Origin of the sequence: Sporosarcina highlanderae (genome assembly GCF_030433715.1) — a bacterium.
GTDB classification, from domain to species: domain Bacteria; phylum Bacillota; class Bacilli; order Bacillales_A; family Planococcaceae; genus Sporosarcina; species Sporosarcina highlanderae.
Genome location: NZ_JAROCC010000001.1, coordinates 144,153 through 167,748 on the forward strand (window position 1 = coordinate 144,153; position 23,596 = coordinate 167,748).

Sequence of the window (23,596 nt, forward strand, 5' to 3'; positions counted from 1 at the left end):
GAGTTTATGCGTATTTGAAGGGATTTATGCTTGATTGATAGAGTTTATGCGTTTTTGGATTGGAAAAGCGGACTCTCCGGGTGTGGAGGTCCGCTTTTAATTTCAGAATCTGAAGGCTTTTCGCTGGATGGCGAGGGAGCCGATGATGTAGGCGATCAGGGACAGTAGGACTGGGAGTGTTACTGTGTGGACGCCGAATAGGTTGCCGTATGACGAATTGTAGAAATGGATTGCGATGTAGCTGACGATTCCGGTGATCATGCTGAGTAGTGCGCCGTATTTGTTGCCGTATTTCCAGTATAGGCCTAAAACGACTGGCCAGATGAAGGCTGCCTCGAGTCCCCCGAAGGCGAATAGGTTCAGGAAGATGAGCAGGTCGGGCGGCTGGATGGCTAGTAGGAAGACGATGATTCCAAGGATTCCTGTGACGCCGACGCTTATTTGTTTGACCCGTCTCTCGGTTGCTTCCGGTTTGATGAAGTTCAGGTAGACGTCTTTGACAATCGCAGAGCTTACTAATAATAGAAGCGAGTCGACTGTTGACATGATTGCTGCCATCGGTGCCGCGAGGACGATGCCTGCGAGCCAAGGGGGCAATACTTCGAGCGCGATTAATGGAATGACTTTGTCTCCGACGGTGATGCCCGGCATAATTGGTCGGGCGAAAATTCCGATCAAGTGCATGTTGAGCATGATGAAGCCTGTGACGATTGTGCCGATGACGAGTGCCCTGTGCATGGCGCGGGAGCTTTTGTAGCTCATTGCGCGGACTGCCATTTGCGGAAGACCGACGACTCCGACTCCGACGAGTATCCAGAAAGAGGATACGTAGGCGGCGGATAGTGTACCGTCTGCCCCGAATGGTGTGACGAGTCTTGGGTTTTCATTCAATAAATCCTGCATGATGGCTGGTACTCCCCCGCCCGCGATGATGACGCCGATGAGCAGGATGAGTGTGCCGACGACCATGATTGCGCCTTGGACGGCGTCCGTTAGTGCGACTGCGCGGAATCCGCCGATAGTCACGTAGACGAGGACGGAAATCGCGAAGATGAAGAGCGCTGTTGTGTACTCGAGTCCCGTGAGCGATTCAATGAGCCGTCCCCCGCCGACCCATTGTGCGGTCATGGCGGAGAATAGGAAGATGATGATTGCGATGGCAGATAGAATCGCGACCGTCGGGCTGTTGTAGCGTGCCTTTAGGAAGTCGATCATCGTTACGGCGTTGTATTTACGACCAAGGATGGCGAATTTTTTACCTAAAATGAGCAGGACGAAATAGCCCGTGACGACTTGTGTCATGGCTAAGAGGATCCAGCCGAAGCCGACTGTATAGGCAGTTCCGGGTCCTCCAAGGAAGCTTGATGCACTTCCGTATGTGGCGACCATTGTCATGGCAAGGACGAAGCCGCCGAGTTCGCGTCCGCCAAGGAAGTACTCTTGGAGGAAACCACCGCTTGAGTTCATTTGTTTGGATGCGATGAAGCCGATGGCAAAGATTGCGACCAAGAAAATGACGAGGGGAATGATGACTTGGATATTCATGATTTTTGCGATTCCTCCTCTATTGTTTCATTAAAATCAATTGGGTCCGCATCTAACGGAACTTCTTTCAGTACAAATTTTGTAATGAAGATGACGAGTGCGCACATTAGGATGAAGCCGATGACGCAGCTATAGAAAAACCAGTCGGGCAGACCAAAGATGTATGTATATTCTTCAGGTGGGCGCGAGCCGAGTCCGTAGGCGAAGCCGAACCACCAGATGAAGTTGAAGATTGCGAGACCGACGCCGATTAGGGCTTCTTTATGGGCGATTTTGAATCGCGGATCGGGTTTGTATCCGTCGGTTGAAGCTTGTTTGTTGGCGGGCATTTTTGGGTCTCCTTTCTATTAGTGATCTTGAGGTTGATTATACAGGATTTTCTTGTTTTGGGGAGAGGAAATTAGAGATTGGAGATTGCGGTTGAGGGAGAGTGCGAGCGGAGGAAGCGGGCGTTATGCGTATTTGTGGGGATTTATGCGGGATTTCGGAGATTTATGCGGGATTTGAGCGATTTATGCGTAGTTGCGTGCGGTTATGCGGGATTGCGAGGCGTTATGCGTGAGTTTTAGGATTTATGCGTGATTAATTTAAAAACCCGTGAATTTTGGGATTCACGGGTGCATTGATTGCTTATTTTTTGGAGAAGATGTGTACCCAGTATGTTGTGCCGTTGGTAGATTTTGCGTAGCCGGAACCGATGTTTGTGAAAGTTGTATTCATCATATTTTGATAGTGGCCTGAGGAGTTGATCCAACCAGTGACTGTCTCGCCTGGTGCTCGGTAGCCCATTGCGATGTTTTCCCCGTATGCGGACCATGTGTAATTGAATGTGGCGAGCATGTTTCCAACCGATCCGTATGTTGGTGAGGTGTGGTCGAAGTAGCCGTTTTTGGCCATGTCCTCTGCTTTAGTTTGTGCGATTTTGCTAAGGTCAAGGTCGTGGGATAGTTGATGGATCCCTTTGCTTTTTCGCTCTTTATTTACGAGATTGATTGTTTCTACTGCGTGTTGCTTTACATCGATTACTTGCGGTAGCGGCTCTGGTTTTGATTTATCCATATACATTTTACGTTTAGTGTCGTAATAGATTGTTCCGACTTCCCGTTTCGTGTCAAATTCAAGAGCACGGCCTATGAATGCCGATAGCTGGGCACGGGTGACTGTTGCCTGTGGGGCGAAAGTAGATTGTGTAACCCCTTGGGAAATCTCAGTTTCTGCTAGTGTAATGATATAGCCGTGCCAGTAATCGTTCCGTACGTCTATGAATTGAACTTGGTTGTTATCGTCGACGATTAGTTTAAAGCCTTCGACTATGATTTTTGCCATTTGCGCTCGTGAAAGTTGATCATTCGGATTGAATTTCGTTGAGTTTGCGATTATTCCCTTTTCAGCAAGAGCTTGGATTTCATTGTATGCAAAATGTGTGCGCGGAACGTCTGTGAAATTGGCTGTAAAGTTTGCGGAAGACGTTAACTTTAGTGCTTTTCCGATAATCTTGGCAGCTTGTCCGCGTGTCACAGGTTGTCCAGGTTTGAAACTACCATCGTTGTAGCCGGAAATGATGTCCTTTGCAGAGAGCTCCTCAATTTGCGGGTAGGCCCAATATTTTGGGGAAACATCATTAAATGTAGCAGCGGAGACCGAGTTGGATGCACTTATTAATAGAATTGACAAGAGTGCGGTTGATAGCCATTTCTTCATTTAAAAAACCTCCTGTGTTGTATGTTTTCTATTTTAGTAGATTTGGAGTTGGGTTACAAAGCAAAGGGGAATTGAAAGATAAAGATAGTGAATTTGTCGCGGGACTTATTTATAGACTATTTTCATTGGAGCGCGCGGAGAGGTTTTTACATATTAAGGGGTTGTGTTGTGGGCAGTTATGCGGGATTGGTGGGATTTATGCGTGTATGGTGGCGGTTATGCTTAATTCGGCGAGGTTATGCGTTTTTGTGGACGTTTATGGACTTTTGGGGACGTTTATGCGTTTGGGGGAGTTATTGCGATGAGAAAAACGCTCCTTGGTGGGAGCGTTTAGGGTTGGTTGATGTAGTAGTCCATGACGAGCTCGTCTTCAAGGAGTTCGTCGGTTAGGGTGAAGCCTACTTTTTGGTAGAATTCAATTGCTCCGGGATTTTCGGGCCAAACGGATAGGCGGATTCTTTGGCAGTCGGGCTTGGCCGCAAGCAATCGAATCGCGACTTGCATTGCTTCTTTGCCGTAGCCTTTGCCTTGGAATTGTTCGCCGATCATGAAACGCGGGATCCAGTAGCGGTCGTAGTCTTCGTTTTCGGGTATGTCTTCGATTGCAAGCAGGCCGATGACGGTTTCGTCGTCTACTATTGCGTATGGTGTGAAGTTTGGATCGACGTATGCCCAGGCGATTGTGTTGACGTTTTTCGCGACGAATTCTTTTTGGGATTCGGCTACTTCGAGTCTGACGCAGTCGCGTATATTGTCTTGAGTTACTTTTTGTAGTGTGATGTTCATGGTCAGGTCCCCCATTTCAGGTAGTTCTGTCTTATTCTACAAGGAGTGGGGATTTCCCTTCTTTTATCAGTACATAATGTGCTGCTTTCCTTTCACCGACGAGTAGCAGGGCTGTTTTGGCTAACAGACCGCGGGCGATGTTGCGGTTGTCGAGTTTGGTGAAGTAGCGGAAATCGCGGTTTGTCATTTTAGGTTTGATTAACATAAACCAGTCTTCGATCGTTTGGTCGTGCTCGTTTTTTCCGGTGTGGCCGCAAAGGCAATTCCACTTTTCCCTTCCCCACCGCATGCCGAGTTCGTTGCAGGATGGGCAGATCACGCCAGGTTTGATGTCGGATGCACTGATGCCGTATAAGTCTGCGATTGGGAATGGGTTGTAATCTTTATGGTATGCGAGCATTGTGTTTGCAAGCTCATGGATTGCTTGTTTGTTGAGAATTTGTTGCGTTTCAGGTAGTGAGCTTAAATAGGTTGGTACAACGCTATTTAGTAGGATTTTCATCTCAGGTGATGGGTTTTCGATGGCAAGTTCGTTGGTGTCGGAGAATGTGAGGATGCCTTCGATGGGGATTTGGATGCCGCGTTTGGTGAGCCATTTTGATAGGTACTGGATTTTACGGTTAACTTCTATGATTGGATTCGGAATCGGCTTACGATCTCCGTTCCTAAAGACTCTTATGAATTGGGTCGGATTCGCTTTTATTACTGTTTTGTCTTTGAAGTTTTTCACTTCGATGATTTTGATTGATGACGGCGTGATGAGTAGCGAGTCGATTTGGAAATAGTCGCCTTCGTGTTGTAGGTATAGATCGTGGAGGATGGCGTGTGAGTAGTCTGGCTTGAATTCTGCCATTTGTTGGTCGAATTCGAGTTCGCCGTTGTAGCCCGCTTGATAGATGAGTAGGTTCTTTTGGACGGCGTGCTTTTTTTCGTGCTGTTTTGGCAGGCGTTTGTTCAGTGAAATGAGAGCTTTGAGTTCGTTTGGCATTTTCCGCTTTTTGTAGATCATTTGATCACCTCATGATTAGTTTAACTTGCTTGGCGTGGGAATGGAATGGCTTGGGTCAAACTCGACGTTTGTGGCGTTTTTGGGGTTTAAAATTGGATTTTGGGTCGTTTTTGGCGTTTAAAAATGAGATTTGATGGTTTTGGATTGATGGATTAGTAGAGTTTATGCGTGAGTTTTTGGGATTATGAGTGAATTCGCTGCAATACGCGTGTTTGGGAGATGTTATGCGTGAGTTCGCGGATTTATGCGTGAGTATCTGACTTTATGCGTATTTATGGGCGTTTATGCGCTTTTGGTAGCGTTTATGCGCTTTTGGTAGCGTTTATGCGTTTCTGGAGACATTTATGCGTTTTTAGGGAAGTTTATGAGTTATTGATTCAAAAAACCGCCGGGTTGGCGGTTATTGGGTGCAGTATTGGTAGATGGCGGCGGTGGCGAGGCAGTCGCCGATTGCGTCGTGGGCGTCGTGTTCGAGTTGGAGGTACTTTGCCAAGGTGCCGAGTTTGTGATTGGGAGTTTCGGTAATTGTTTTTCGTGCGAGTTTAACGGTGTCGATGACAGTGTATTCGGGGATCTGGATGCCTTCGATGTGGTCGAGGGCATAAAGGAATCCCATGTCGAATGATGCGTTGTGGGCGATGATGGTAAGGTCGCCGATGAATTCAATGAGTTCGTCGATTTTTTGTTCGATTGTTGGTGCCCATTCGACCATCTCGTTTGTGATGCCGGTAAGCCGGGTTATGGTGAGCGGTATGTGACGGTTTGGGTTGATGAATGAGTTGAGGACTTCGACTCGCTCGTGATTGATGTATTTAAGGGCACCGATCTGGATGATGCGGTCGGCACCGGCTCGGAAACCGGTTGTTTCGAAGTCAAGGACGATGTAATCTTTGACGTGCTTGGATGTTGTTTTATATTTCCGTTTCCGGGAGGCTCTCCGGGCACCCCAGTTTTGAATGTCCGTTTTTGTCCGTAGCAGTTCGGTGGCTTTATGATTTGGGCTCATCTTGGATGCACATCCTTTACTATGGCTATTATTTCAATTCTACTACTATAGTACACGTTTCTTAATATATTAAACTTTTAATCGGTTTAATTTACAAAAAAGTGTTGCAAAGTGGTTGCCGACATGCTATTATTTTTCCTTTCCGACTATTTTCGGGCGGGATTGCCAACAATATGTAGGCGGATGAGAGGGGTTTTTAGATGCAAGAATCAATGGAACCGAAAAAATATGAGTTTTTGGCAGATAATCCGAATGTGAAGGTCTTGCCAATCATGCTTTCGCTCATTATCGGGGCTTTTTTTGCAATTTTAAATGAAACATTGCTGAATATCGCACTTATTACACTTATGGATGAGTTTTCAATTTCATTGCCGACCGTGCAATGGATGGCGACGGGCTTCATGCTTGTTATGGCTGTTGTCATTCCAATTTCTGCGTTGCTGTTGCAATGGTTTACGACTCGGCAATTATTTCTTGGAACGATGGTTGTTTTTACAATCGGTACGATTATTAGTGCCAGCGCTCCGACATTTTCGATTTTATTGGTCGGGCGATTGATACAAGCAGTTGGAACCGGGTTGCTAATGCCTATCATTTTCAATGTGTTTTTATTGATTTACCCGCCGGAACGCCGGGGGAAAGTGATGGGTTTGATCGGCCTCGTTATTATGTTTGCACCAGCGATCGGTCCAACTCTTTCGGGAGTGATTGTTGAATATCTTGGATGGCGTTATTTATTCATAATCGTTATTCCGTTTGCACTGTTTTCGATTGCGTTTGCCTATAAGTTCTTGGTCAATGTATCTGAAGTGACGAAGCCTAAGATTGATGTTATTTCGTTGGTGTTTTCAACAATCGGCTTCGGCGGTATTGTGTATGGCTTTAGTGCTGCCGGGGAAAGTGCGAATGGGTTTTTAAGCGGAAATGTGCTCGTTGCGATTATTGCAGGGGCTGTCGGTATCGTACTATTTGTGATTCGTCAGTTGAAATTAGATGAGCCGATCATGGATTTGCGGGTATTTCGCTATCCGATGTTTACACATGCGGTGTTCATGTTCGTGATTATTATCATGGCGATGTTCGCTTCGGAGATCATTTTACCGATTTACATGCAGGGACCATTGGCGTTGACTGCCGCGACCGCTGGGTTAGTGTTGCTGCCGGGCAGCTTGTTAAATGGAATCATGTCGCCGTTCATGGGGCATCTTTTTGATAAATTCGGGCCGCGTGTATTGATGATTCCGGCGACGATTGTGTTGAGCGGAACGATGTTCATGATGAGCCGACTGACAGTTGACACACCCATTTGGGTCGTTGTTTTAGGGTATATTCTGATCATGTTGACTGTTTCGGCGATCATGATGCCCGCTGAGACGAATGGCTTAAATCAGTTGCCGAAAAGGTTATATCCTCACGGAACGGCTGTCATGTCGACGTTGCAACCAGTTGCGGGAGCAATCGGCGTTTCAGTTTTTATCAGCATATTGAATGCGAGGCAGCTGAAGTTTTTGGAGCAATCCGCTACGCCTCAGGATCAAGGGACTGTGAGTTTAGCAATGGTGGCGGGCGTTGAGCTTGTCTATTTCATAGCATTTGCGATGACGATTGTTGCGGTTATCTTGGCATTTACGGTTTATCGTGCGAGGCCTGAGGAACTTGGAGAAACAGTAGTTGAACAGAGCGAATAATGTTGAAGCAGCCTTTCCGGAATGGGAAGGCTGCTTTTTTGTGGTGCGGCTTGGCGGCGGATATGCGGGAATATGCGGGTTTATGCGGGTTTCGCGGCGGATATGCGGAAGTATATGAGGTTATGCGTTTTTGGAGGGATTTATGCGTGAGTCCAAGAGTTTATGAGTTTTTGGAGGGATTTATGCGTGAGCCCAAGAGGTTATGCGTTTTTGGAGGGATTTATGCGTGGATACACGCGGTTATGCGTGAGAATACGAATTTATGCGTGAGTCCAAGAGTTTATGCGTTTTTAGAGGGATTTATGCGTGATTCTGCGAGTTTATGCGTTTTTGGGGGTGGTTTGGGCCGCGGGGAGGTTTTGGGTGTTTGGATTTTTTGTTCGCGATGAGTGCAGTTGACAAATTAGGGGTGTATATTAACCTGCCGCGCAGAGGGATCTGGGCGGCAGGGGATTTTAGAGCATTGGGTCACGAAGGAAGTTGGTGACGATGTGATTGTCGGGTTTGTATGTTTTTAGGTCATAGCCTTCTTTTTGGAGCCATTCGATGATGAGTGGCAAGGCGATTGTCGTTTGGCTGCGGTCGTGTAGAAGGATGACGATGGAACGGTTGCCGGAACCAAAGGCCTTGGTGACGCCGTTTTTTACATTTAAATAGATTTGGTGGGCTTCTTTCTCTGTATATTGCCAGTCTTTCGAGTCGACGTCCCAGTCCCACATTTTATAGCCATTTTTAATGAGCTGCTGCTTCATGGAGGTGGTGATGTGTGGCGTACTGCCGTATGGGACGCGGACAAGCTTATTGTCGTTTCCTGTCATTTGTTTGACTAATTTTGCACCTTCATGCATTTCATTGAAGAAAGCGGTGGTGGATTTATAGATTTTTTCTTTGTCGTGGCTCATGCTGTGTGTTCCGATGTAATGCCCGTCTGCGTTGACGGTGTTGACGATGCTGCTGTTACTTTTCATATTGTTACCAAGGAAGAAGAATGTGGCTGGTGCATTGTATTTTTTTAGCGTCCTATTATTGACCGCAGTGAATTTATTTGGACCGTCATCGAAGGTTAGGTAGACATCTGCTTTTTTCGGCATTGGAATGAATGCAACCTGCTTTTTATTCACAAAGTCTTTGATGACGCCTTCATAGTCTTGGTGGCTTATATGAGGGTAGTTGTCCCGGTAGATGCGCAACGTATAGTATTCTGGAAAGTATTCAAGTTGGAATTCAAATTCGTCTGCAAGATACTTCATACTGACAAGAAGTTTTCCGTTCTCATCAAGAAGAAATGAGTCCGTAGGTTTATTTTCCGTCGGCAAGGAGAGTGTCACTTCTTTTCCGTGTTTTGACAGTTTCAATTTGTCGTTTTCCTTTGTGAAATCTATGTACAAGAACTTTGCAATGTCCTCGAACAATACTTTCGTGTCGCCGTTAATTACGCGGATGTATTCGATTGGCAGCATTTTATCGTGAAGGCCGATGTAGCGTCGGGGTTCATTTGCAGCTCCGGCTTTATTTGTTGAGAGGATGAATGAGAATGATAGGACAATGATTGCTATAAAGAGTACTTTTTTCAATTTACCTTCCCCGTTTCTTTTTATGATCACTGTTTCACTATATTAATTGGGAGGTGTTTGTATTCATTTATCTAAATTAACTTGTTCTTCGTAGATTATGCATAATTGCCGGATTTATGCTCAAAAGAAAAAACCGCCACATGGGCGGTTGGAGTTATTCTAAAAAGCCGTATTTTATATAGTTCTTCCATCCGAATCCTCGCCAGTTCTCCTTTTCAGGTAGTTCGAGCGGGAATGGGAGGAATACTTTAAAAGGTGTCCTGTATTTGGATAGGTTTTCGTCGTAAATAACTACGTCTCCTATTTTCAGTCCATCCGTTATGACTGCACGATTCATTGATTCGAACGGAACGATGACTTCGGTTTTGCTGGCGCGTCCATGATCATCCAATTTATAAGCGACAGCGCGGCCATTCGTATAAGACTCTAACCAGTGAATTTTCACGGATACAGCGTCTGCCTCGTTGACAGTGATTTCCGCATTTACATTCGCTCCGAATGGCAAGGCAGAAAGTTCATCCGCTGGTTGGATAAGAATTTCATAGAGTTCAAGCGGGTTTTTCCGTTCGTTTGAATCGAGACTTTCATAAGCCTGTTTCCATCTGTCGTCAGTTGCAGGGACTTCAGAGATGAATAGAACATTTCCTTCAATGACTATATTTAGGTTTGATTCCTGGATTCGGACTGAATCCCCTACTTCGATTTTCTGCCATTCTTCAAGCGAAACATATGATGTAACCAGTTTTGCGTCGCTGTATAATTCGGTCGCAAGTGTCGTGCCGAATTTATTCACATTGGCAACCGTTCCATCCACTGGGCTGATTAACGCCGGGCGTGCCGAGTTTTGAGTCAGTTGCGTTTGGACGACAGTCAGTTTGCGATTAATCTCCGACAACTCCCTTTCCGCTTCGGCAATTGCCTGGGCATAGGTCCCGTCTTGGCTAACTTGTACATTAATGTTCACTTCGATGTTTGTTTCGTCAAGCGTTTCTGTAGTGTTCGCGTTTGTGCTATCATCCGCACTCCATCGGTCAGATTCCAAGTTTGAAATGATTGACTCAATGGAATTCCGTTGTTCAAGAAGACCTTCCTCTTCCGAACGCCAAGCAGCAAGCTGACTTTCCGCGTGTTCTGTCTGTAAAAGGGCGATTTCATCACCAGTTCGGACCTTGTCAGCCTCCTTCACAAGCCACTGCTCGATTGTTTCATCGTTTCCAACGTAGACAGTGAACGTTTCTTGAGGTGAAATAAGCCCTTCTTTATGAATTTCTTCTTTAAAATGACCGGGTGTCATGCGCTCGTACTTAGTTACATATACTGACTTTGAAATCATGCTGTTTTCCGAGAAAAGAAGGTGTACATTGACGGCGATGAAGGTGCTGACGATAAGGGCAACGGTGATGCTCATTCGTTTATTCATCAAAAGCCACCTCCAAAAATCGAATTCAGCATGGCATTGAACGGGATAAATGCGACCGATGCCGTAATAAGGGCCATTGCTATATGCAGACCAACAAGCATCATTAACGACGCTTTCCGGTTCACTTCGGGGAGATAAGCCGAAATGAAGCGGTATTGCAATGTGATAATGAGCGCACTTGTAATCGTCAATTGGTTAAGAAAAAGGATCAAATACCAGTTTTCCATTACAGTCGCAGCAAGCGGGCCGAATGATAGAAAGGAAAGGTTAACGGTTACTCCTTTAATGGTAAAAACAATAAAAAGAACCGCCTTTTCCATCAGCAATATGCCTATAATCAGCACTTGCAACGGAACGAGCCGATGATATGGGATTTTCGTAATCCCCGATAAGATCAAAGCAATCCCGAAAATATGAAAACCTATGTAAAGTACCGACCAAATAATAGTGCCTATTAGGGACGCAAATCTTGCAAGTATGTAGTCCGTTGTTGTCATTGAAACCATCAATGACGTGAGTGTTTCAGTGTTCATCCCCCATATGTTTCTTAATGAAAAAAGCAGAATTCCCGTGAGAAGTACGATGATCAGCCTTCGTGTAAAGTTACGCATCGTTCCCGTTTGTAGATTTAAAGCAAGCTCATCTGGCTTCGTCAAGTAGTGCCAAAACCTGTATTCAAAAAACATGGCGACAATCCTTTCTGCTTGTAATGCTGAAATAATAAAAGTTCCATTAACACTACTTTATCAAACCCACAGAGTTTTTCAATTTTCGTAGATACCAATGAATGGAAACAGGCTATTTTGGCCAGTCTATCTGAAAGAACCTTATTTCCTACGTGTCAAATTTCCCGGGAAATCGACAAAGGAGCGGATTTTCATGAATAATGATGAAAAACATCGATTCACGATACAAGACTTCCTATTCGGTCTAACCGGATCCACAGTCTTCGTGATCGCCCTACACTTCTTCACCAGTTAGATAGCAAGCAAGTTAGTCAGCAAGCAATCTTCTATACCCACAAGCCTATAATCTTAAACTACAAAACAAAAAACACTCATCGTTTACATGGACGATAAGTGTTTTTTCATGATTTCGTATTCAAGATTAGAGCATTCCTTCCGTCAATTGTATAAATAAGCTTCGGTTCTTCGTTTCCAACGCATAATCAATCATTCGATCATAATACTCCGCTTCAAGTTGCGCAATAAGCAGGCCTGCCTCCTCAATAACCACTTCAGGCACTTCAATTTTCAACTTCAACGTCCCTTCAAGAATTGTCGACAGATGCAAGTGGAGATCCGATATGAGCAGCAGCTGATAGAGTGGCAGTCGGATGAATTTGCTCCCTCGCTGGAAGACAAACACTTCACCTAAATTCTCGACTTGCAGGCTTTTCACGTTCACAACGATCTCTTTTCCTTCAGATGGCACAAACTGATACACTTCACCGCCTTTAATAATAGAGAAATATTGATAGGCAAACACAAGCCGTAGACGGAAATCCTCCTGGCTTGTGAAAAACGGCGTCATACGTTGAACAGAAAGCATTTTCATCCCTCCATCATTGAATATTCCGATTATTATCATTCTATCACAAATGTGACCGTTTTGTGAATGATTTGTTCTCTATAGTATTCAATGTCTATAAAATAAATGCTTATCTTTGAATTTTTGATTTCCGGCTGTTTCCCCATGATTCCCTCTTGGAAATTCCCGTTTGGAATGAAATCGTTTACGGTTGCGGTCTAAAACCTTTATAATGAAGGGAATGCTTAGTTTTAGGGAGTGAGCCAATGCACATGACAGTAGAACGTGTTTCTTATTTGCATGAGCGTAAAATAAATGAATTTATGAATACAATCAGACATTCCTTCCGTCCGGATATACATACAGAGGCACTACTCATCAGGAAAGCAATCTCCATTGTCCGAAGGGGGGCTTTTTCAAGCACTTGGTGCGCAAGGGACGGTTCGGCATTGGAGGCATCGCTGATCGATGAGGGACAGGAAATCGATGTAAAAATTGCCTTCCCTGATGGGGAATTGAAGTGCTCGTGCGACGAAGTTGAGTGGTGTGCGCATAAAATAGCAATTGTCTTTTTCCTGTTTGCCCGATTCCAGTCATTGACGGAATGGCAGCATGATTGGCAACGAAGAGAGGTAGAGCAAATGGCACTGTCCATTTCAGAACGTACGCCAAAAGCATGGAACAGTGCGTTATATAGATTGACGAAACCTCTTCGGGAGTTAGATCATGGGGAAAGTCCGAATGTGTTCGTCCATGAATCCTCGCTAATAGACCAAAAGGTGATTCCCCTATCCCCTTTTGAATACGAATGGAAGCCTATATTTGAATTGTTCTATAGAATGCACCTCATTGACGCGGCATGGGATTATGTCCATATCCAACTTGAGGAATCCAACCATTTCACCTACCGGCAGTGGCAGGTGCAAACATGGCTCAATGAACAGATCAGCAAATTGCGCAGTCAGGTACAGGCTTTAGGAAAAAATCCACGACCGTTTGAGACGGATGCTTTTTACGCGGCATTGAAGACTGATTTCCCTGGATTGGTATTAGGCCATAAAGGGCTTTTCCAGGCACGGCTTGAAATCTATTCGATTATGTGGGACTTTTTGTATCGCGATCAGGCTTCTAAGGAGAGGGAACTTGCTTCTTTGCGTGACCACGATTCGGTCGATGCGCCGTTCTTCGCCGCTTTCTTCTATTTAACCCAAGGGGATGAAGAATCTCTTAGGATAGTGGCGGAGAAGGCGGGCGGTGAATTGTTGGATCATTGGCTGCCGTTAGCTGATAAGGCAGCTGAAATGGAAGAGGAAGAGGCCCTTTCCATTATTATGAATACGATTTTCCCTCATATCGGTTCTTATTTTCAATCAATCAGGAATTCGAATGAAGGCTATCACTTTATCCGTAAAATTGACGGTTTGCTTGAAGAGGCCGCTTTTACCGAGGCACGGCGAGAAGAACTGTTCATGGTTTATGGTGCAGCGGGTGTGGACACATTCGGCGATTTTCTCATTGAGCGGAGACGTTTCGCTGAGTGGGCGGCACTTATGCATCGGTTCAATGTTCCGTACGACGGAATTGACCCGGATACGTTGAAATTCGTTCTTGCGAATGATTCTGCTGCTGTCATGCCTTTGCTGCACACGTATGCGATGCGGTTCATCGCTGAGAAGAACCGTCATAGCTACCGCCGTGCTGTTAGATTGTTCAAAAATATGAAGGCGGGCGCGAAAAAAAGCGGTAAAGCCGATTTCTGGAATCGGTATATCGACACGGTTCGCGAGCAGTTCAGAAGGCTCCGTGCGTTATCCGAAGAAATGGAAAAGGGGAACTTGAATCTATGACGAAAAAGGGTACTTTGAATCTTCATTTTGATTTGTCGATTGATCGAAATGCGGTTGGCGGTTATATGGTTTCTGCAACGGACTCTTCGGGACGTTATATCGATCCGGAAAGGCTTTCCTCCTTTCTATTCTTCAATAATGAACAGGCTTTATATGGCTTGATGGCGGTCGCGGATGAAAAAGGCGTCCATTTGAATACGAATGATTTTATTCAGATGTTTTCAGGTAAGACGCATCCTTTCGCAACGTTCGGCGGGCTTTCGTCAGAGGATGAAAACCATTTGACTGCATTGCGTGAAGCCGCCACCATTTTAGCAGAAACGGATTTTTGGCATCACGTGGAGATGGACGCAGGGAAAATCCTATTTGACGAGGAGAAGCTCAACATTTCTGCTTTTACTTCGATGATTTTGCATGATGCGATTCAAGAAAAAATGGAAGCTTCCGGAATGCGGTTGGACCAGTTGCCGGCGCTGTTGCCGCATCTACGCAAATTTGGGTGGCCTGGTGAGTCTGTTTCGAATATGCCAGTGCGTGTCGCTTTCCGTTTGACGGAGCCGGATGCTGAATCGGATACGGAGTGGCTGTTAGAGACGGTCGTCGTGAGTGAACGGGGAACGCACTGGACACCTGCTGTCCGGAAAATGAATTCGGATATTGCAGATGCATTGCCTGCCAAGTGGAAAGATTATGCTGACGAAATCTTGGAGAAGCAATCCGAGATGGTGTCTTTCCTCCGTTCGATAGAGGTGGAGATAGATAATCGCTTTTTGTCGATGCCAATGTCCGATCCCGAGGTTCGGATTTTCATTCAGGAAGATTTGCCGGTTTTTCAGTCATTCGGTTATCCCGTCATACTACCTGCTTGGTTGAAGTCTGTGACGGAGTCGAAGATGCGTGTCCGGACAAGCGCGAGTGTGCAGTCGTACCGCGCTGCCGCCGGTTTGGATGAGGTCCTTTCATTTGACTGGAACTTTTCCCTTGCCGGAAAGGAAATTGACAAGGATTCATTCCAGAAGTTGGTTGACGAGAATCGCGAGTATATCCGTTCCGGTGATGAATGGTTCCATATCGACCCACTTTGGCTGAAGCGAATCCGCGAATTGATGGAGCAGGCGGATGCCGGTGAGTGGACGGTGAAGGACTTGCTGTTCCAAGAGATTCCCGAGGAGATTGTTCCGATCGATGATGACGAGGAATCGGACGACCCCCTGCTTGCGTTTTCGATGAAACAGTCGTTACGTGATTATGTCGATATGGTTTCGAATAAACACGGGCTGCCCGAAGCAGGAGTGCCGGAGAATTTGAATGCGGAGCTTCGTCCTTATCAAATTGAAGGCTATAATTGGCTTGTTTTCATGCGTGAGTACCATTTCGGCGCTTGTTTGGCGGATGATATGGGACTTGGGAAAACGATTCAGTTAATCTCCTATCTATTGAATGTCCATGCGCGTCCGGAAACCGATGCTCCTTCGTTGATCATTTGCCCGACGAGTGTTTTGGGTAACTGGCAGAAGGAGATTGAGCGATTTGCACCTTCGCTTGTAGTCCATACGCATTACGGTCCGTCACGAGCTAAGAATGTAGAATTTGAGAAGCTTGTTGCTGAACGTAAACCGGATGTTATTATGACGACGTACGGTACCGCGACGCAGGATGATGAGACGCTTGGCGGAACTGTATTTGCGAGCATTACGCTTGATGAGGCGCAGAATATCAAGAATATGCAAACGAAGCAGTCGCGCGCGATTCGGAAATTACGTGGTGACCACCAGATTGCATTGACGGGTACACCGATTGAGAACCGGTTGTCCGAGCTTTGGGCGATTTTCGATTTTATCCACAAAGGGTATTTCGGTAGTTTCCGGACGTTTACTGAGCAGTTCATCATTCCGATTGAACGGGATGATTCGGAACTTGAGAAACGGAAACTACGGGCAAAGATCAGGCCGTTTTTATTGCGCCGTACGAAAAACGACCCGGATTTACAGTTAAATCTTCCGAAGAAGCTTGAGCAGAATGAGTATTGTCCGCTCACTACGGAGCAGGCGGCGCTTTACGAGAGCTTCATAGAGGATACGAAGTTCAAACTCGATACGTTGACGGGCTTTGAACGGAAAGGCCTTATTTTGAAAATGTTAAGCCGCTTGAAGCAACTTTGCAATCATCCGTCCCTGTTCCTGAAGGAGCCTCATGCGCCCGCCGCTGAGATGTTGGAGCGGTCGGTGAAGCTGAACCGGATTGTGTCGATGGCCGCGGATATTGCTGCAAATGGCGAACAATGTCTGATCTTTACGCAGTATATCGGGATGGGTCAGCTGATCCGCCAATGTTTGAGCGAGTTGTATGATATTGACGTTCCTTTCCTTTCTGGAAGTATGCCGAAAGGGCAACGCGACCATTTGGTTGAGGCTTTCCAAGCCGGTGAATTCCCGATTTTCATCCTATCCTTGAAAGCGGGTGGAACGGGATTGAACTTGACCGGTGCAAATCATGTGTTGCATGCGGATCGCTGGTGGAATCCGGCTGTAGAGAATCAAGCGACTGACCGGGCATACAGGATCGGTCAGACGAAGTTTGTCCACGTCCATAAGTTTGTGACCGTCGGAACGATTGAGGAGAAGATTGATAAAATGCTTGCCGAGAAAGCGGCTTTATCTGCAGATTTGATCCAATCAAGTCAATGGCTCACGGAATTGTCCGATACGGAATTGGATGATTTGTTGTCATTTGAACGGTGATTATTGCCCTGATTCCTTTATGGAATCGGGGCTTTTTAGATCCTCATTTTCGGCTGCCGTCTATGTATGGAGACGACTTTTCCACGTTCCCTCGCTTCAATGTCAATCATCCTCTCATTCAGTAAAGCAAGGATACGGATCAGTTCACCTACTTGCATCTCCAATCTCGTAATTTTTCTATCCATTTGTTCCATTTTGTGATTCCCCCTCTTTTAGATTTACGGCGGGAGCGGCCCCCGCCGCATTTTTGGTCGGCCGGATCATCTTGGCCATTGCAGCAAGCATCCCTTCAGTTGAAGGCAATGCTTCCCCTTGGACATGGACGAATCCCCATTCATCCATTATCCAATCTCCTTTACATTTACTTTTTTCGTAGAATTAGTTCATTTCACTATTTAGTTTTGTGTACAACTACCAATCGCTTTCTTGCCACCCCTCCCCATATGTATCTTCCTTGGAGTTAATAAATCGGCAAACCCTCTTTCTCTTCCTGTGGCAAATGAAACTTCGACGTAACGCTTTCCTGTTCACTTTCACTGGACTGTTGCTGCACATTGGCTTCAGGCTCATCGTACAGGTTTTCGCTGCTCCTGCGTTTTGTAGAAAGGAATCTAATTTCTTCACCGATCACTTCTGTCACGAACACACGGCTTTTGTCTTCCCTTTCGTACGTTCTTGATTGGATACGTCCACCGACTCCAATTAAAGACCCTTTCCCACAATGCTTCGCCGTATTTTCCGCGGTTTTCCCCCAGGCAGTGCAAAGTATGAAATCTGCATCCACTTCGCCATGCTGGTTTTTGAATTTGCGGTTCACGGCAAGGATGAAGCTCGTTTGCAGCCTTCCTTCCGACAACCTTCTCAAAATCGGATCCTTCGTAATTCGCCCTACAAGTGCAACTTGGTTCACTGTTTTACCTCCCTTCAACGTGTGATGCTTTCATCATACAAAGCGGGTGGTCAAACTGACAAATCGGCAAAAATGGGTTTTGCGGGTGTTTTTTGTGGTTTTCGGTTACGGTTTCGGGTGTTTTTTGGCCATTTTATTTTGAATGTCAAGAGTGGCAAGGGTTCGTGAATTTTCATTTATTCAAGATAATACGAGTTTGGCATGTTTCTAAAGATTTTTTGGGGCTGTATGGTATACTTGAGCAAAAAGTGAGGCGGGTGGCGCATTTGAAGACATTTAAAATGTTATCTGTCGGAATTTTGATCGACGATAAAATCCAGGACTTTCCGTTGATTGATGGGATTATCATCAATCAAGAGAATAGTCATCGTATGTGGATTCTTGAGATGTTCATTGATAAACAGCATGAGGAGCTGTTTCAGGGGTGGAAGGATTCGGAAGAAGTGTTGGATACAAGTGTCGTCATCTCCTACCCGGAAAATGAGCCTGCGGGATTCCGCGTGGCGGTGGATACGGTGCAACGGATCGGGGACAATATTTCCGTTTTGTTGAAGGGTCGCTTGAAGCGCGCCCGCACTCAATATGCTGAGCATTTGTTGGAGGAATTGATTACTGAGGGGCTGAGCGGCGAGGAGTTGTTGAAGCGGTTTGAGTCTGATATGAGGGAGAGGCCGCGGTTGAAGAAGGATCGGGAGAAGGGTTGATGATTTGTATGGTTTCTTGAGCGCGAGGGCGCAATTCTTGAGCGCGGGGGAACACTTCTTGAGCGCGAAACGCGATTCTTGGGCGCGGGGGAACACTTCTTGAGCGCGAAACGCGATTCTTGGGCGCGGGGCAACACCTCTTGAGCGCGAAACGCGATTCTTGAGCGCGGGGGAACACCTCTTGAGCGCGAAACGCGATTCTTGAGCGCGGGGGAACACTACTCCCGCGGGATAATACAATCTGGCAAAACAACTCCATCTCGCGCCAAATGCCTTTTACAATTTAATGGTCTAATAATCAAAAAAACCGCCCCGAAAGGCGGTTTTTCTTTGTGGCTTGTGGTTAGCGGTTGTTGTTTCTGTCGCGATTGATGGTGCCGTTTGGAGTCGTTGTGTTTTCATCTGTTAAGATGCCGTTGTTCGGCGATGTTGTGCCATCACCGTTCATGTCTCCGTTGATACGGTTTCCATTATTAATGATTCTGCCGTCGTTCACACCATTGTTCACACCGTTGCCGTTATTGATGCCATCCATATCCGGTCCAGCACCGTTATTGACTCTTGGAGTCAAATCACGTGTGTCTCGGTCGATAGCCTCCATCGGCGTTTCGTTGTTTTTTGGAACGTTGTTGTTGGTATTACATCCTGTTAGGACTAATCCCGAAACGAGTACGAACGGTATCGCTTTTTTGTACATGTAGAGTTCCCTCCTTTCCACAAGCCTCTATCATACAAATCGTATGATACTTGTAGGTTGGCTCAAAAGGAGGGAACTATCCATACTTTTTTATTGTTTTTCGGCACGCTCTTTGAGTATGGATTCGACATAGGCCGCTTCCGCTTTGCAGTGAAAGTTCATGTAGACGTCAAGCTTTTCCTGTAGCATCTGGATGTTCGCAATTTGCTCTTCAGATGGCGGTTCGCTCAGAATGCGTTGAATGACTTCGTTGATTCGCTGTGCGAGGTCTTCATGGAAGGCCGGATCGTTTTTCATTTCATCCGGAATTTTTGAATACCAAAGCGCTTTCGTTGTGATGTATTCACGCCAAGTTTTGATGAAGTCCTCGATGTCGTATTCCTCTTCATCCCAGTCAATGCTCGTCATGTATTGCTCGAAAGTTTGTGTGATGGAACGCGTGATGCTGCTTTTTATATTTGGAGAAAGATCTTTCATGACAATTGGTACCTCCTACAATATATCGTGCATGAATAATGCGCTTTTGCACATTCTTAATTCGATTCGCTTGCAGCTGGCCCAAGGGCAAACGTGATTTCCGTTTCACAGGCAATTTCGCCATCAACGGTTGCAATCGCTTTTCCTTTTCCAATAGTGCCACGCATTCTAGTGATTTCCACCTCAAGCTTCAATGTATCACCCGGAACGACTTGTCTTTTGAAGCGGCAATTATCTATACCCGCAAAAAACGCAAGTCTACCCTGATTTTCCTCTTTTTGCAACATCGCCACCGCACCCACTTGTGCAAGCGCTTCGACAATTAATACCCCGGGCATAACCGGGTATCCTGGAAAATGTCCGTTAAAATAATCTTCATTTATCGTAACGTTCTTTAAACCCACAGCGCGTTTCCCTTTGTCAATCTCAAGTATCCTATCAACAAGAAGGAATGGGTAACGATGTGGAATTATTTTTTGAATCTGCTCTGCTGTTAGCATAACCTTCCACCTCCAAATTATGTAGTATTTATTCCATTAGAATGAAAACGAAAGAGCCTTTTACGACTCTTTCCCTTTTATGATATCGACTATGTGAGTCCACGTCTCTTTCTTGAGCGCATCGGCCGGATTGCCGTCACCGATGTATCCGTAACCGATTGTGACACCAAGAGCTACAGCACCTGCCATGAGGGCTAAAACAAGGATAATTCGCAGCCAAATCGGCAGTATCCGGACTTGTACCCAAATTCGTCCCTTTGCGCTTGGTTCCTCTTTTTCAGGTTTACGCTTTTTTTGCTGATTGCGTTCCAACCTGGAGGAGACGGTCTGCTGTTCATTGTTGTTTGTCATTTGCTTTTCTTCTATCATATCGAATTCTCCCTAACGCTTAACGAATGTTATTGATCAAACCTAACATTTGATCTGCAAGCGTGACTGTCCGTGCGTTGAATTGATAAGAACGTTGGACGCTGATAAGGTCCGTCATCTCTTTTTGGTAATCAACATTGGATGCTTCAAGCTGTCCGTTCTCCATCCCGATTTGACTGCGATTTGCGCCAATCATCTCGACTATGACGTCGTCCGGAGTCACGCCTAACTCGTCCATATTATCAGGAAGTGAGAATAATGTCGCGGATAAGCGATTCATCAAGTTCGGGCGTTCAAACTTCGTGATGCCCATCTGGTATTCTCGGATGGCCTGATCCTTTTCCGTTACCTGAAGTATGCCTTCAGGAAGCAGTGTGTATTTCTCAACATTGTCGGAGAAAACGATCGGTTCTCCTGCGCTATTCGCGACCGGATACCCGTCGCCGTTGACAAGCATCAGGTTGCCGCCTTCTACAGGTGTAACAAAGAAATTCCCTTGACGCGTGTAAACCGTTTGTTCACCGTTTTCGGTGGGTCTAATGAGGTTGAAGTAGTGCTTCGGTTCCGTCAGCGCAAAGTCAAGTTCCCGGTTAGTCGCTTGCAATGAGCCGACTTTTGTGTTCATTTGCACGGATCCTAACATTGCACCTACGCCATAGCGGATACCTGCCGGCGATTGGCGCTGCGCCGTATCGCCTTTGTCATTATTGAATTGTTGGTAAAGCATTTCCTGAAAATTAGCTGCACCGGACTTGTATCCATGTGTCGATGAATTCGCAAGGTTGTTTCCGATTATATCGATTTGGCTCTGTAATTGATTCATCGTATTGACAGCTGTTGCCATCGATCGTATCATTCATTCCCGCTCCTTTTACGTCGTGTCCCTAGTTGACACGGCCAATTTCCACTGCTTTTTCCATGCTACGGTCGTATGCCTGAAGAATTTTTTGATTCGCCTCAAACGCCCTGAATGCTGCTAACATGTCCGTCATCGTCTTCGCTGCGTCAACGTTGGAGCCTTCAAGATAGCCTTGTTGGAATGAATAGCCGCCTTCTGCGTTAGGTAAATTGCCATTTTGACTTTCGAACAGGCCATTCCCTTGTTTGAATAAAGAGGAGGGCTGCTCCGCGAATGAAACACCTAATGTCGCGACTGTTGCTCCATTCTGCATGATGATACCCGTATCTGAAATGGTGAATTCATCATTTTGCAATTGGATCCGCTGTCCATTTGAGTCAAGAACATAATGCCCCATTGGATTCGTCAGATTGCCGTTTGCATCAATTGTGAAGTTACCGTTTCGCGTGTACAGCTCATTTCCATTTTCATTCTCAAGCCGGAAAAAGACAGTTCCACGCTCACCTGTTTCCGTATTGACCGGCAAATTGATATCAATGAGCGCAATGTCAGTCGTCATGCCGGTTTCACGCATGGAACCTTGTGTGAACAGCGGCAATGTCTCCTGCATGTAAACGCCTGTTGATAGTTGCCCGACTGGCGATAAGCCTTTTTGTTGAAAGCCTTTTTCCGTAGGAATCTTCGTCGCATTTATGCTCGACATGAACATTTCAGGGAATGAACGAATGCTTGACTGCTCGGCCTTAAAGCCTGGCGTATTGGCGTTTGCCATATTATTTGCTAGCATTTCCGTCCTCCGCTGTTGTGCAATCATCCCAGAACCGGCTGTGTAAAATCCGCGGAACATGGTGCCCGCCTCCTTTCATATGTCATTTATTGTAATAAATTGTAATAAATCAATAACGTCCTCTTGTTTTTCCGATGTTATCTAGAAGAATGCCCGTCCCGATTGCAACGCAACCAAGTGGATTATCCGAAACGAATACCGGAACCCTGAGTTCCTCTGCAAGCAGTTGGTCGATTCCATGCATTAACGCGCCGCCCCCAGTAAGGAAAATACCGCGATCGATAATGTCAGCAGAAAGTTCCGGAGGTGTTCTTTCCAAAACATTTTTCGCCGATTGGACGATCATTTCCACGGATTCTTTTAACGCTTCACGAATTTCTTCTGAATCTATCGTAATTGTTCGTGGTAGTCCAGTAACCATATCACGTCCGCGGATGTCCATCTCTTCTTTCCGGCTTCCTCGGAAAACGGTTGCAATGCTTTTCTTAATTGTTTCAGCTGTGCGTTCGCCGATATGTAGTTTATGCTTTCTTTTTATAGCTTGAATGATGTCATTGTCAAACATGTCCCCAGCAGCTTTGATCGATTCTGAAGTTACGATATCTCCCATTGACAGCACCGCGACATCCGTCGTTCCGCCGCCGATATCGATTACCATATTTCCGCTCGGTTGGAAAATATCCATGCCGGCCCCAATCGCTGCTACTTTCGGCTCTTCTTCGAGATAGATCTTTTTCCCCCCGGATTTTTCAGCAGCATCCTGGATTGCCTTCTGTTCGACACTTGTAATGTTCGTTGGGCAGCAAATAAGAATCCGCGGCTTCGATAAAAATCCTTTGACATTCAATTTATTGATGAAATGGCGAAGCATCGCTTCTGTTACATCAAAATCAGCAATCACGCCATCCTTCATCGGTCGGATTGCAACAATGTTTCCGGGCGTTCTACCGACCATTTTACTGGCTTCCTCACCGACAGCCAATACCTTATTCGATTGCTTGTCTATGGCAACAACAGCCGGTTCGTCAAGCACAATTCCCTTCCCTTTTACGTGAATCAACACATTTGCAGTTCCAAGGTCGATCCCGATATCTTTTGCAAACATCAATCCTGGTTCCCCTTCCGGCTCATTCATCAAACATACCTATTTTAGCCTACTCTACTGACTATATATTGTATCACAATGGTTCTATGTTGAACACAAAAATTGACAGTTATTTCACATATATTTATTCAGAAATAAAAACTGTAGGGATTTATGTCGATTGGGGATTATTTACAATTTTTTTTTGGGAGGTTGGTATTTTTATAACGCTTCCTTGTAATGCTTTTTTATTCCAATTTAGAGGGCAGGGGTAAATTCATTAAACTTTTTGAGGTGTTATTACGGTCTTTTCTTACTATCTGGACGAAGGGTTGTCCACATGCGAAAAGACAGGGTGTCCG

Annotated in this window: 24 protein-coding genes; 4 read left to right on the top strand and 20 right to left on the bottom strand. The window is 45.7% G+C overall.

The features are described from left to right. Nucleotides 1-102: 102 nt before the first annotated feature. From panF to P5G49_RS00560, 6 genes are all read right to left on the bottom strand, one after another. Nucleotides 103-1,545, bottom strand: a complete 1,443-nt coding sequence (panF, locus tag P5G49_RS00535) for a sodium/pantothenate symporter (protein ID WP_301241487.1) — start codon at nt 1,543-1,545, stop codon at nt 103-105. Then, nucleotides 1,542-1,874, bottom strand: coding sequence for a YhdT family protein (locus P5G49_RS00540; RefSeq protein WP_301241489.1), 333 nt, complete (start codon nt 1,872-1,874; stop codon nt 1,542-1,544). Before P5G49_RS00540 ends, panF begins: the two co-directional genes overlap by 4 nt. Nucleotides 1,875-2,175: 301 nt before the next feature. Beyond that, complete coding sequence (locus tag P5G49_RS00545) at nt 2,176-3,246, bottom strand: CAP and S-layer homology domain-containing protein (protein WP_301241490.1); 1,071 nt, start codon at nt 3,244-3,246, stop codon at nt 2,176-2,178. 330 nt (nt 3,247-3,576) lie between these two features. Beyond that, a complete protein-coding gene (locus P5G49_RS00550) occupies nt 3,577-4,032 on the bottom strand; it encodes a GNAT family N-acetyltransferase (RefSeq protein ID WP_301241492.1) in 456 nt (151 codons plus the stop codon). A gap of 31 nt (nt 4,033-4,063) precedes the next feature. Next, nucleotides 4,064-5,041 carry a nuclease-related domain-containing protein gene (locus P5G49_RS00555; protein WP_301241493.1) on the bottom strand — a complete coding sequence of 326 codons (978 nt, stop codon included), beginning with the start codon at nt 5,039-5,041 and terminating at the stop codon, nt 4,064-4,066. A 400-nt stretch (nt 5,042-5,441) separates the two neighbouring features. Further along, nucleotides 5,442-6,047 carry a 3'-5' exonuclease gene (locus P5G49_RS00560; protein ID WP_301241494.1) on the bottom strand — a complete coding sequence of 202 codons (606 nt, stop codon included), beginning with the start codon at nt 6,045-6,047 and terminating at the stop codon, nt 5,442-5,444. Between the two features lie 200 nt (nt 6,048-6,247). Here P5G49_RS00560 and P5G49_RS00565 point away from each other — a divergent pair, with 200 nt between their 5' ends. Then, complete coding sequence (locus P5G49_RS00565) at nt 6,248-7,735, top strand: MDR family MFS transporter (protein WP_435877164.1); 1,488 nt, start codon at nt 6,248-6,250, stop codon at nt 7,733-7,735. Nucleotides 7,736-8,190: 455 nt separating this feature from the next. Here the strand turns inward: P5G49_RS00565 and P5G49_RS00570 are convergent, their stop codons facing one another. The 4 genes from P5G49_RS00570 to P5G49_RS00585 form a co-directional block, all read right to left on the bottom strand. Then, nucleotides 8,191-9,309 (bottom strand): polysaccharide deacetylase family protein, encoded by a 1,119-nt coding sequence (locus P5G49_RS00570; RefSeq protein ID WP_301241495.1) that lies wholly within the window; start codon nt 9,307-9,309, stop codon nt 8,191-8,193. Nucleotides 9,310-9,463: 154 nt separating this feature from the next. Further along, nucleotides 9,464-10,729 carry an efflux RND transporter periplasmic adaptor subunit gene (locus P5G49_RS00575; protein WP_301241496.1) on the bottom strand — a complete coding sequence of 422 codons (1,266 nt, stop codon included), beginning with the start codon at nt 10,727-10,729 and terminating at the stop codon, nt 9,464-9,466. Next, the gene (locus P5G49_RS00580) at nt 10,729-11,385 is read right to left on the bottom strand and encodes a hypothetical protein (protein WP_301241497.1); all 657 of its coding nucleotides are present in this window, start codon (nt 11,383-11,385) and stop codon (nt 10,729-10,731) included. Before P5G49_RS00580 ends, P5G49_RS00575 begins: the two co-directional genes overlap by 1 nt. Nucleotides 11,386-11,836: 451 nt before the next feature. Beyond that, nucleotides 11,837-12,280 carry a transcriptional regulator gene (locus tag P5G49_RS00585; RefSeq protein ID WP_301241499.1) on the bottom strand — a complete coding sequence of 148 codons (444 nt, stop codon included), beginning with the start codon at nt 12,278-12,280 and terminating at the stop codon, nt 11,837-11,839. Nucleotides 12,281-12,525: 245 nt separating this feature from the next. Between P5G49_RS00585 and P5G49_RS00590 the strand changes: the two genes are divergently transcribed. Beyond that, nucleotides 12,526-14,106, top strand: a complete 1,581-nt coding sequence (locus P5G49_RS00590) for a hypothetical protein (RefSeq protein ID WP_301241501.1) — start codon at nt 12,526-12,528, stop codon at nt 14,104-14,106. Then, the gene (locus P5G49_RS00595) at nt 14,103-16,847 is read left to right on the top strand and encodes a DEAD/DEAH box helicase (protein ID WP_301241502.1); all 2,745 of its coding nucleotides are present in this window, start codon (nt 14,103-14,105) and stop codon (nt 16,845-16,847) included. Before P5G49_RS00590 ends, P5G49_RS00595 begins: the two co-directional genes overlap by 4 nt. A 35-nt stretch (nt 16,848-16,882) precedes the next feature. On the opposite strand, the gene P5G49_RS00600 is transcribed toward P5G49_RS00595, so the two are convergent. The 3 genes from P5G49_RS00600 to P5G49_RS00610 form a co-directional block, all read right to left on the bottom strand. Then, nucleotides 16,883-17,041 carry a hypothetical protein gene (locus tag P5G49_RS00600; protein ID WP_301241503.1) on the bottom strand — a complete coding sequence of 53 codons (159 nt, stop codon included), beginning with the start codon at nt 17,039-17,041 and terminating at the stop codon, nt 16,883-16,885. Then, nucleotides 17,025-17,189, bottom strand: coding sequence for a hypothetical protein (locus tag P5G49_RS00605; RefSeq protein ID WP_301241504.1), 165 nt, complete (start codon nt 17,187-17,189; stop codon nt 17,025-17,027). Before P5G49_RS00605 ends, P5G49_RS00600 begins: the two co-directional genes overlap by 17 nt. Before the next feature lie 118 nt (nt 17,190-17,307). Then, the gene (locus P5G49_RS00610; protein ID WP_301241507.1) at nt 17,308-17,757 is read right to left on the bottom strand and encodes a single-stranded DNA-binding protein; all 450 of its coding nucleotides are present in this window, start codon (nt 17,755-17,757) and stop codon (nt 17,308-17,310) included. A gap of 266 nt (nt 17,758-18,023) precedes the next feature. Here P5G49_RS00610 and P5G49_RS00615 point away from each other — a divergent pair, with 266 nt between their 5' ends. Continuing rightward, on the top strand, nt 18,024-18,461 hold the full coding sequence (locus tag P5G49_RS00615) for a YwpF family protein (protein WP_301241510.1): 438 nt from the start codon (nt 18,024-18,026) through the stop codon (nt 18,459-18,461). Between the two features lie 343 nt (nt 18,462-18,804). Here the strand turns inward: P5G49_RS00615 and P5G49_RS00620 are convergent, their stop codons facing one another. From P5G49_RS00620 to mreB, 7 genes are all read right to left on the bottom strand, one after another. Continuing rightward, complete coding sequence (locus tag P5G49_RS00620; protein ID WP_301241511.1) at nt 18,805-19,158, bottom strand: hypothetical protein; 354 nt, start codon at nt 19,156-19,158, stop codon at nt 18,805-18,807. Between the two features lie 90 nt (nt 19,159-19,248). Beyond that, nucleotides 19,249-19,635 (bottom strand): hypothetical protein, encoded by a 387-nt coding sequence (locus tag P5G49_RS00625; protein WP_301241512.1) that lies wholly within the window; start codon nt 19,633-19,635, stop codon nt 19,249-19,251. 56 nt (nt 19,636-19,691) lie between these two features. Continuing rightward, nucleotides 19,692-20,135: a 3-hydroxyacyl-ACP dehydratase FabZ gene (fabZ, locus tag P5G49_RS00630; RefSeq protein WP_301241513.1), complete on the bottom strand. Its 444-nt coding sequence runs from the start codon at nt 20,133-20,135 to the stop codon at nt 19,692-19,694. A gap of 60 nt (nt 20,136-20,195) precedes the next feature. Beyond that, nucleotides 20,196-20,504, bottom strand: coding sequence for a DNA-directed RNA polymerase subunit beta (locus P5G49_RS00635; RefSeq protein ID WP_301241514.1), 309 nt, complete (start codon nt 20,502-20,504; stop codon nt 20,196-20,198). Nucleotides 20,505-20,523: 19 nt separating this feature from the next. After that, on the bottom strand, nt 20,524-21,360 hold the full coding sequence (locus P5G49_RS00640) for a flagellar hook-basal body protein (RefSeq protein ID WP_301241515.1): 837 nt from the start codon (nt 21,358-21,360) through the stop codon (nt 20,524-20,526). A 28-nt stretch (nt 21,361-21,388) separates the two neighbouring features. Further along, nucleotides 21,389-22,210 (bottom strand): flagellar hook-basal body protein, encoded by an 822-nt coding sequence (locus tag P5G49_RS00645; RefSeq protein WP_301241517.1) that lies wholly within the window; start codon nt 22,208-22,210, stop codon nt 21,389-21,391. Between the two features lie 49 nt (nt 22,211-22,259). Further along, nucleotides 22,260-23,255 carry a rod shape-determining protein gene (gene mreB, locus P5G49_RS00650; protein WP_301241858.1) on the bottom strand — a complete coding sequence of 332 codons (996 nt, stop codon included), beginning with the start codon at nt 23,253-23,255 and terminating at the stop codon, nt 22,260-22,262. Nucleotides 23,256-23,596 lie beyond the last annotated feature (341 nt).

What these genes read in the sequence shown, in the direction of transcription:
- P5G49_RS00550 (WP_301241492.1), bottom strand. Translation starts at nt 4,032, where the DNA reads ATGAACATCACACTACAAAAAGTAACTCAAGACAATATACGCGACTGC.
- P5G49_RS00585 (WP_301241499.1), bottom strand. Translation starts at nt 12,280, where the DNA reads ATGCTTTCTGTTCAACGTATGACGCCGTTTTTCACAAGCCAGGAGGAT.
- P5G49_RS00635 (WP_301241514.1), bottom strand. Translation starts at nt 20,504, where the DNA reads ATGATAGAAGAAAAGCAAATGACAAACAACAATGAACAGCAGACCGTC.
- P5G49_RS00540 (WP_301241489.1), bottom strand. Translation starts at nt 1,874, where the DNA reads ATGCCCGCCAACAAACAAGCTTCAACCGACGGATACAAACCCGATCCG.
- mreB (WP_301241858.1), bottom strand. Translation starts at nt 23,255, where the DNA reads ATGTTTGCAAAAGATATCGGGATCGACCTTGGAACTGCAAATGTGTTG.
- P5G49_RS00625 (WP_301241512.1), bottom strand. Translation starts at nt 19,635, where the DNA reads ATGAAAGATCTTTCTCCAAATATAAAAAGCAGCATCACGCGTTCCATC.
- P5G49_RS00620 (WP_301241511.1), bottom strand. Translation starts at nt 19,158, where the DNA reads ATGTACAAAAAAGCGATACCGTTCGTACTCGTTTCGGGATTAGTCCTA.
- P5G49_RS00545 (WP_301241490.1), bottom strand. Translation starts at nt 3,246, where the DNA reads ATGAAGAAATGGCTATCAACCGCACTCTTGTCAATTCTATTAATAAGT.
- P5G49_RS00640 (WP_301241515.1), bottom strand. Translation starts at nt 21,360, where the DNA reads ATGATACGATCGATGGCAACAGCTGTCAATACGATGAATCAATTACAG.
- P5G49_RS00575 (WP_301241496.1), bottom strand. Translation starts at nt 10,729, where the DNA reads ATGAATAAACGAATGAGCATCACCGTTGCCCTTATCGTCAGCACCTTC.
- P5G49_RS00600 (WP_301241503.1), bottom strand. Translation starts at nt 17,041, where the DNA reads ATGGAACAAATGGATAGAAAAATTACGAGATTGGAGATGCAAGTAGGT.
- P5G49_RS00555 (WP_301241493.1), bottom strand. Translation starts at nt 5,041, where the DNA reads ATGATCTACAAAAAGCGGAAAATGCCAAACGAACTCAAAGCTCTCATT.
- P5G49_RS00645 (WP_301241517.1), bottom strand. Translation starts at nt 22,210, where the DNA reads ATGTTCCGCGGATTTTACACAGCCGGTTCTGGGATGATTGCACAACAG.
- panF (WP_301241487.1), bottom strand. Translation starts at nt 1,545, where the DNA reads ATGAATATCCAAGTCATCATTCCCCTCGTCATTTTCTTGGTCGCAATC.
- P5G49_RS00565 (WP_435877164.1), top strand. Translation starts at nt 6,248, where the DNA reads ATGCAAGAATCAATGGAACCGAAAAAATATGAGTTTTTGGCAGATAAT.
- fabZ (WP_301241513.1), bottom strand. Translation starts at nt 20,135, where the DNA reads ATGCTAACAGCAGAGCAGATTCAAAAAATAATTCCACATCGTTACCCA.
- P5G49_RS00595 (WP_301241502.1), top strand. Translation starts at nt 14,103, where the DNA reads ATGACGAAAAAGGGTACTTTGAATCTTCATTTTGATTTGTCGATTGAT.
- P5G49_RS00560 (WP_301241494.1), bottom strand. Translation starts at nt 6,047, where the DNA reads ATGAGCCCAAATCATAAAGCCACCGAACTGCTACGGACAAAAACGGAC.
- P5G49_RS00605 (WP_301241504.1), bottom strand. Translation starts at nt 17,189, where the DNA reads ATGGATGAATGGGGATTCGTCCATGTCCAAGGGGAAGCATTGCCTTCA.
- P5G49_RS00590 (WP_301241501.1), top strand. Translation starts at nt 12,526, where the DNA reads ATGCACATGACAGTAGAACGTGTTTCTTATTTGCATGAGCGTAAAATA.